Origin of the sequence: Bacillus sp. MYb209, from assembly GCF_002975175.1 — a bacterium.
Classification (GTDB): Bacteria; Bacillota; Bacilli; order Bacillales; family Bacillaceae_G; genus Bacillus_A.
In genome coordinates this window covers 93,477-101,567 of the sequence record NZ_PCNZ01000019.1, presented here as the reverse complement: position 1 = coordinate 101,567, position 8,091 = coordinate 93,477, and the positions used below count along the sequence as shown (strand labels likewise).

Genomic DNA, 8,091 nt, shown 5'->3' with positions numbered 1-8,091 from the left:
GTATCGTAACTCATGTAATGACCTCCTTGAAGTGATACCTAAATCATACCAATTTGATGCAACAACTGTAAATATTGTATTATTTCACATCAACAAATTCATCGACTTTAAATTTCATATTTAATCGAAAAGCATCAGTACATACAATTATTTTTGTTTGTACATCTATGTTCGTCATCTCCAATGAGATTATAAATACTTCAAAAGCTTTGGAGATATAGGGGTGTTCAAGGCAGAATCTAAATGTAATGTTAAAGAAAGAAAAACCGACTCTGAATAAGAGACGGTTTTATTTATATAAATGCTTCTTTTAAAATTTCATTTACAATTACTGTCCGCAAGTTCTTTTTTACACAATAATTATCTTATAATCATTTAACATTTTTGAAATATCCTGATAGATGTACAAGTTCTTGAGAGATAATTACAAGAGTGCGTAAAATTTCTTTCTTAAGTTCATCAGTATTAACGTTTTCAGCAATGCTAGAAGGCAAAGGGCGGGTATAGGAATGAATTGTACCCGAAGCATGTAGCAAATTTTTTTCTAATTCTGCAAATGACACTCTTATATCAATTGGGATTATAAAGTTGTATTTGTCATAAAACTCTTGAATTTTACTTTTATAAAGTTTGGAACAAGCAGTGAAAGCGTCAGAAACATCTACATCTAATAAATTATTATCTATTGATGTATCTATAAATACTGCGTCCTGAAGTTCTATTTTAAGTTTATCATATTCAAGCATTTTCATTTTGTATTCATCTGAGTTTTCATCCAATTGTTTTAATTTGAATTCCATTTTTCTTTTTCTGCGAAATAACTCCTCGACATCCTTTAAGTGATCCCAAACGAGATTATCCCATTCTTCAATTTTAGGAACCATCGTAATAAAATTATCATATACTAGGCTACCTGTTGAGACATCCCATGCCTTATAAGTTTTAATTAATAAAGAAAAATCAATAGTTGAATCTTTTTTCCTTGCTATTGATTTTAATTCGAAATTGATAGGGTAATCTGTAATGAAAGAAGATAAATATATTTCATCTTTTTTTAATAAATATAAATAGTTTCTATTTAAAATATTAATTAGCTTTTGATAGTCTTTCCCTAATATACCATAAATTCTTTTTTCCTCTGCTCGTTTGTTATTTCGAGAAAATAAGCCCGCTATAATAAAAGAAGTGAAAATTATTCCTATCATGTCAGCTATTATATTTGGCAACAGACTATCCAACCAGAAACTCTTATCTAAAAAACTATTAGCTTTGTTATTACTTATTTCTAAACTAAATGCACAAATAAAGATTGCTAGCACTACTAAAATCACAAACATATGCACTTTATATTCTCTTATTTTTGTAATCAAATATCTTGCGAAAGTTTTCATACATAAAATAATCGCTTCATAAATCCTCATAAAATAGAAATTCTCCCTCTGAAATTTAAACTAACTAAAAATATAATAATGAATATTATAACACTTTTTATATGGAAATTATTACTTATTTCCCATAAACTCGCTATCAAAGTAGAACTTGTCCATTAAGGTATTTACAATTCCATTGAAATAAGCAAATTTACCCCTATTCATTTTTGTACCAGATTTAATTTTCATAACAAACTCTTTAATAGCTTTTAAGCCGATTGTAAGCTCTTGGTCCTTATCAAATGCTTTATCACCTGTAGAGAAGTTTGTAACTTTATTGCATTGTCTTACGACCTTCCACAGTTCTTGAATTGTTTTAGATTCACTGTAAAAAGAGCTAGTTAAAGAAACAAAACGTTCTGGTACCCAGTGAGCGACAAAATCAGCTTGTTCAATATTCTCTTCTGGAGTATTGCTATTCTTATTACTATTACGTTTGTTTATATCTTTTATATTTTGTTTTAAGGAAATAGGGGTTGTTTTAATGGTAGGACACTTTGTAGGACTTTTTGTATCTACCTTGTCGGACATTTCTTCCACAATTGGTTGAATGATAATAGCGTTAGAAGTTTGAAGCATATCTTTTGTTCTCTTCATAGCAACTTGCTTAATCATCTCTAAATCCACAAGTCTCTTCATTAAACGTTGTACAGTTTTATATGAAACTTCCATCTTTGCAGCAATTCTATTTTTGCATAGGAAACTAACACCTACATATTTACAACTGTGGCGTTTTAAAATTTCAAGTAATGCAATTAGTTTAGATTGTACATCGGTACGCTTAATAGACATACGGATAGTGTCACGGTATGTACGTACAGTTTTGTTTAATTCTTCCACATCTGTGAATGATGATAAGTTGTGGAAGGATACTTCATTTGCGATAACATCGATACGTTTCTTCATTATATAGGCCCCTTTGTATAAACAAAAAAGCAACAGAATGCCAAGTGTAAGCAAACTGTTGCTAAGGAGCCCTTACGTACTGTAAAATAGTTCGTAAGAGTACAGCAAGTGTTTGCCTATCGAGAGTAGGCGGACGGTATAAGAGTGCTACCAACACTACTTATACACGCTGTGCTTTTTTGTTTTGTGGTAACGTTTTGGTAACAAATGTGTAAAATCAAACGACTATTTGTGATTTTTATAGTTATAAAAAACGTTGATTTATCAGCTTTTTAGTTGATTTTTAGTACATTTGTTTCTGCAAGTATTTTACTTGCGACTTATATGCCGTTTATCGGTGTCATGATGGCAAATTATTTAATACCAGTTTATATTTCAGATATACTCAAAGCTAGTGCCTCTGTATACGCGATAGAAGGCATGATGTACGGTGTTGGGGCTGTTATTGCGGGAATAAGTATTCCAATCATGATGAAATATGTCAAAATAGAAGTTTCAATCGTTATGACGATGTTCATTTATGTAATTTCAATTACCGCAATGATTATTGAGCCTTCCATTATGTTATTATATGGACTTGCGATTTTTCATGCGATTGGAAATGCTGGAACAAGAGTGGCGAGAAATGTATTGATGATGGAAGAAATCCCAAATGAAGTAATGGGACGTGTGGACAGCTTATTTCGATTAATTGGTACAGGAATTCGAATTGTATTATTAATGTTGTTTACGGCAGGCGTATCTAAAGCAGGGGTAATGGTCCCGTTTTACGTACTAAGCTGTATATTGATCCTATCATTAGGGATTGCTTTTTATTATGTAATTTCAAAACGTAAAATGGAAGCGAATGTGTCTAAGAAATCAATTGTTTAAAAAATAATTCTGCCTCCTTTTCTTTTTCTATATAATAAAAAGAAAGGGAGTGTTAACTTTTTTATGAACAAATGGATATTGCTTATAATCTTATTACTACCTCCGCTATACATCATTTATATGACGTTTCGAATGAATAAAGTTGCTCGTGAAAAATTGAGTAATCACTCTCCATACGTTCTTATATTAGGTGCAAAGTTATTTGGAGATAGACCGTCTTTATCTCTTCAAAACCGTTTGGATGTGGCGTTGGAATATTTATACTCTCACTCTGAGGTGAAAGTAATTGTTTCAGGTGGTCAAGGGGAAGATGAAGATATACCGGAAGCTCATAGTATGAGAAACTATTTAATGGTACACGGTATAGATGAGAGTCGTATTTTAATTGAAGACCGCTCTACAAATACGTATGAAAATTTAAAGTTTAGTATGGATTTATATGATGTAAAGCATGCGGTAGTTGTAAGTAATACGTATCATTTATATCGAACGAAAATAATTGCAAAGCGTTTAGGAATAAAGATGGAAGCTTTGGCTGCTGAAACACCGAGTCGTTCCAAGAAAAAAGCGTATGTACGTGAATATGTTGCTATTATGAAGACGATATTATTCGATCGCTAGAGCTCAAATGAGGGCTCTTTTTTTATATAATAAAGCGTATCATTTGAAATGAAGTCCGTATTCCATCAAAATAAAGGAAACAGCAATAAAGGAGTTGTGTTTGTGATTCAGTTTAATTATGTGTCAAAAGCGTATGAAGATGGCACAAAAGCAGTTGATTCATTACATTTAGAAATTAAAAAAGGAGAATTCTTTGTTCTCATTGGTCCGAGTGGTTGCGGGAAAACAACGACAATGAAGATGATTAATCGTTTAATTGAAACGACGGAAGGATCAATTTTGATCGATGGAAAAGATATTCAAGATTATAATATAAACGAACTGCGTTGGAATATCGGGTATGTACTGCAGCAAATTGCGCTGTTTCCACATATGACAATTGCTGAAAATATTGCAGTTGTCCCTGAAATGAGAAAGTGGAGTAAGAATAAAATAAAAGCGCGTGTTGATGAACTGCTACATATGGTTGGCTTAGAACCAGATGTATATCGTGATCGCATGCCCGATGAATTGTCGGGAGGGCAGAAGCAGCGTGTAGGTGTAGTGAGGGCGTTAGCTGCTAATCCGAAAATTGTTCTTATGGATGAACCATTTAGTGCTTTAGATCCATTAAGCAGGGAACAGCTCCAGAAGGACATTGTACAATTGCAAAAAAAAATCCAAAAAACGATAGTGTTTGTAACGCATGATATGCAAGAGGCATTATCACTTGGTGATCGCATTTGTATAATGAAAGAAGGAAAAGTAGTTCAATTAGATACACCTGAGGGCATTATACATAATCCGAAAAATGAGTTTGTAGAGGAGTTCATTGGAAATCGTGGACGACCTTGGTATGAAGGGAAGATTGTAGAAGATGTATTGCCGCTAGACGATAGTATACGATTAGAAGGGAATGTTTTATCTTTAAATTCTCCTTTACAAGAAGCCCTAGTCCGCGTACAAGCTGAAGGTTCTGTACCGGTTGAAGAAAATGGTCGATATGTTGGAGCGTTAACAAGTCGTCATATAGTAAATTACATTGTTGAACAAATGAAGGAGAGAGGCTAAACAGTGACTGATTTTATTCAAACGTTCCAAGAACGAAAAGTAGAATTGCTGAGTGCATTAAGTGAGCATTTACAAATATCGCTTATTTCATTATTTTTTGCAGTAATCATTGCGGTGCCGCTTGGCATTTTATTAACGAGAAAAGAACGAATGGCTGAATTTATAATAGGGACTTCTGCTGTTATGCAGACAGTGCCATCACTTGCTTTACTTGGACTTTTAATTCCATTAGTAGGAATCGGAAAGCTTCCGGCTATTATCGCATTAGTTGTTTATGCACTATTACCTATTTTACGAAATACGTATACAGGAATTCGGGAATTAGATGAATCTCTTATAGAAGCAGCAAAAGCTATGGGGATGAATAGCTGGAGAAGATTGTGGAAGGTAGAACTTCCACTTGCATTGCCAATTATAATGGCTGGTATTCGCACTGCGATGGTATTAATTGTTGGAACGGCAACATTAGCAGCTTTAATAGGTGCTGGCGGACTTGGTAAGCTCATATTACTCGGTATCGACCGGAATGATCATGCACTTATCATTTTAGGAGCCGTACCAGCCGCGTTACTCGCTTTATTCTTTGATATAGTACTTCGCATGCTTGAACGTCCAAAACGCGCTCCTAAGCGCGTTATATTGACGGTATGTATTGTCATCGTAGTTGTCGTTTCACCATTTCTTTGGAATACACAAAAGAAAGATATTGTTATTGCTGGCAAACTAGGATCTGAACCAGAAATTTTAATTCAAATGTATAAGCAGCTTATTGAACAGGATACAGATTTACACGTAGAATTAAAACCAGGTCTTGGGAAAACAGCATTTGTATTTGAAGCATTAAAATCAGGAGAAATAGATATATACCCAGAATTTTCGGGAACAGCTTTATCTACTTTCGTGAAAGAAGAACCGAAGAGTACAAATCGTGATGAAGTATACGAGCAGGCCCGCATCGGAATGGAAAAGAAATATAATATGATAATGTTACAACCAATGGAGTATAACAATACATATGCACTAGCCATGCCGAAAAATATAGCAAATCAATATAATATAAATACAATTTCTGATTTGAGAAATATTGCACAGGAGGCTAAGGCTGGATTTACATTAGAATTTGCTGATCGCGAAGATGGTTATAAAGGTATGCAAAAATTATATAATTATAAGTTTTCAAATGTTAAAACGATGGAACCGAAACTACGTTATAGTGCAATTCAATCGAGTGATGTTAACGTAATTGATGCATATTCAACTGATAGCGAATTGGAGCAATATGGACTTAAAGTACTAAAAGATGATAAAGGGTTATTCCCGCCTTATCAAGGAGCACCATTATTAAGAAAAGAGACGTTACAGAAATATCCTGAACTTGAAAAAGTACTGAATAAATTATCTGGAAAGATTACAGATGAAGAAATGCGAAAAATGAATTATGAAGTAAATGTAAATGGTAAAAGTAGTGAAGAAGTAGCGAAACAATTTTTACAAAAAGAGAAGTTACTTCGTTAATTTTACAAAAAATATACAATTTTATATGTGTGAAATGACCGTTCATAACAAAATGAACGGTTTTTTCGTGCATACTTATACATTTTTTCAAAAAAGTATTCCATTTTTCTTCATTTTCTTTTAGAATAAGTAATGTTTTCCTGAAAGAATATAAGAGAAACGTCTATTAGAGAAAAAGGTGACTTTAATAGTTGAACGAACATAGCACCTAGAATGACAGATGGGGTGGTACAGATAGAAAAGAAGTTAGGATTTTTTCCATTAATCGCATTAGTAGTTGGAACGATGGTTGGTGGCGGTGTTTTTAGTTTACCGCATGATTTAGCAGTAGGAGCAAATAGTGGTGCAACAATAATTGGTTGGTGTATTACAGCGATGGGAATGATTCCACTTGCGCTCGTATATCAAACATTAGCAAGACAAAAACCGGAGCTTGAGGGCGGGATTTATAGTTATGCACGAGCTGGATTCGGTGAGTATATTGGTTTTAACAGTGCGTGGGGATACTGGTTGGCAGGGATTTTAGGAAATGTCGCAACAATTATGTTACTGTTTAGTACATTAGGTTATTTCTTCCCGATTTTTAAAGGAGGAAATAACGCTGCGTCTATCGTTGGTGCTTCTCTTTTATTATGGTCACTTCATTTTCTTATTTTATTTGGAATTCGTGAAGCGTCCATTATGAATGTTATCGCAACGATTGGAAAGTTAGTTCCGATCGTATTATTTATTGTCGTGATGGTAACGGCATTTCGCTGGGATACATTTACACATGACTTTTGGGGCGAAGGAACAATCTCAGTTTCCTCTGTACTTGGTCAAGTGAAAAATACAATGCTCGTAACGCTTTGGGTGTTCATTGGGGTTGAGGGAGCAGTTGTATTATCTGGAAGAGCAAAAAATAGCAGAGACGTTGGAAAAGCGACAGTACTTGGACTTATTTTAGTAATGTCTATTTATATTTTAATTTCTGTTCTGTCAATGGGAGCTATGACAAGAAAAGAACTTTCAGTATTAGAGACTCCTTCAATGGGACATGTATTAGAACATGTTGTTGGGCCATGGGGTGCAATGGCAATTAATATTGGATTAGTTGCGTCACTTGTAGGTACATTAATTGGCTGGTTTTTACTTGTTTCTGAAATTTCTCACGTAGCAGGGAAAGATGGAGTATTTCCGAAAGTCTTTACGAAAACAAATAAGAAGCAAACGCCGCATATGGCATTATGGATTTCAAATATCGTTGCCCAAATTATATTTATAATCGTTCTGTTTTCAGAATCGACATATCAAATTATGTATTTTATTGCGTCAACATCAATTTTATTACCGTATTTATTATCAGCGCTATTTCAATTGAAATTAGTCATCACGAAAGAGCTGAAAGTTGCGAGAGTAAAAAATGGATTGTTAGCATTAATTGCTTCCCTATACTCTGTATGGTTAATTTATGCAGCTGGTTTAAAGAATTTATTACTTGTTTCGATTGTATATGGAATCGGGATTATCGTGTACATGTTTGCAAGAAAAGAAAAAGGGAATCGTTGTTTTGTAGGTATAGAGAGATATGTGATGTGGGCAATTGTTATTGCAGCTATCACATCACTTTATATGTTACTGACAGGAACTATAAAAATGTAAAAGTCCTTTTAATTTAAAGGGCTTTTTTCCTTGTCTAGAGAATATTTAATACATA

At 33.7% G+C, this 8,091-nt stretch carries 6 protein-coding genes and 1 pseudogene; 5 read left to right on the top strand and 2 right to left on the bottom strand.

Translation table 11 applies throughout. From position 1 onward, the window contains the following. Window positions 1-371: 371 nt before the first annotated feature. Both CQZ94_RS22315 and CQZ94_RS22310 read right to left on the bottom strand, forming a co-directional pair. Window positions 372-1,421 (bottom strand): hypothetical protein, encoded by a 1,050-nt coding sequence (locus tag CQZ94_RS22315; RefSeq protein ID WP_105587129.1) that lies wholly within the window; start codon window positions 1,419-1,421, stop codon window positions 372-374. Window positions 1,422-1,502: 81 nt separating this feature from the next. Further along, window positions 1,503-2,336 carry a cytosolic protein gene (locus tag CQZ94_RS22310; protein ID WP_105587128.1) on the bottom strand — a complete coding sequence of 278 codons (834 nt, stop codon included), beginning with the start codon at window positions 2,334-2,336 and terminating at the stop codon, window positions 1,503-1,505. A 309-nt stretch (window positions 2,337-2,645) separates the two neighbouring features. Between CQZ94_RS22310 and CQZ94_RS22305 the strand changes: the two are divergent. The 5 genes and pseudogenes from CQZ94_RS22305 to CQZ94_RS22285 all read left to right on the top strand — a co-directional run. Beyond that, window positions 2,646-3,209 (top strand): annotated as a pseudogene (locus CQZ94_RS22305) (MFS transporter); the annotation flags it as partial. 63 nt (window positions 3,210-3,272) lie between these two features. Beyond that, window positions 3,273-3,830: a YdcF family protein gene (locus CQZ94_RS22300; protein WP_105587126.1), complete on the top strand. Its 558-nt coding sequence runs from the start codon at window positions 3,273-3,275 to the stop codon at window positions 3,828-3,830. 102 nt (window positions 3,831-3,932) lie between these two features. Further along, complete coding sequence (locus tag CQZ94_RS22295) at window positions 3,933-4,880, top strand: ABC transporter ATP-binding protein (protein ID WP_105587125.1); 948 nt, start codon at window positions 3,933-3,935, stop codon at window positions 4,878-4,880. A gap of 3 nt (window positions 4,881-4,883) precedes the next feature. Next, entirely contained in the window at window positions 4,884-6,395 is a 1,512-nt protein-coding gene (locus tag CQZ94_RS22290; RefSeq protein WP_105587124.1) for an ABC transporter permease/substrate-binding protein, read from the top strand. Between the two features lie 213 nt (window positions 6,396-6,608). Further along, entirely contained in the window at window positions 6,609-8,036 is a 1,428-nt protein-coding gene (locus tag CQZ94_RS22285) for a basic amino acid/polyamine antiporter (protein WP_105587123.1), read from the top strand. Window positions 8,037-8,091 lie beyond the last annotated feature (55 nt).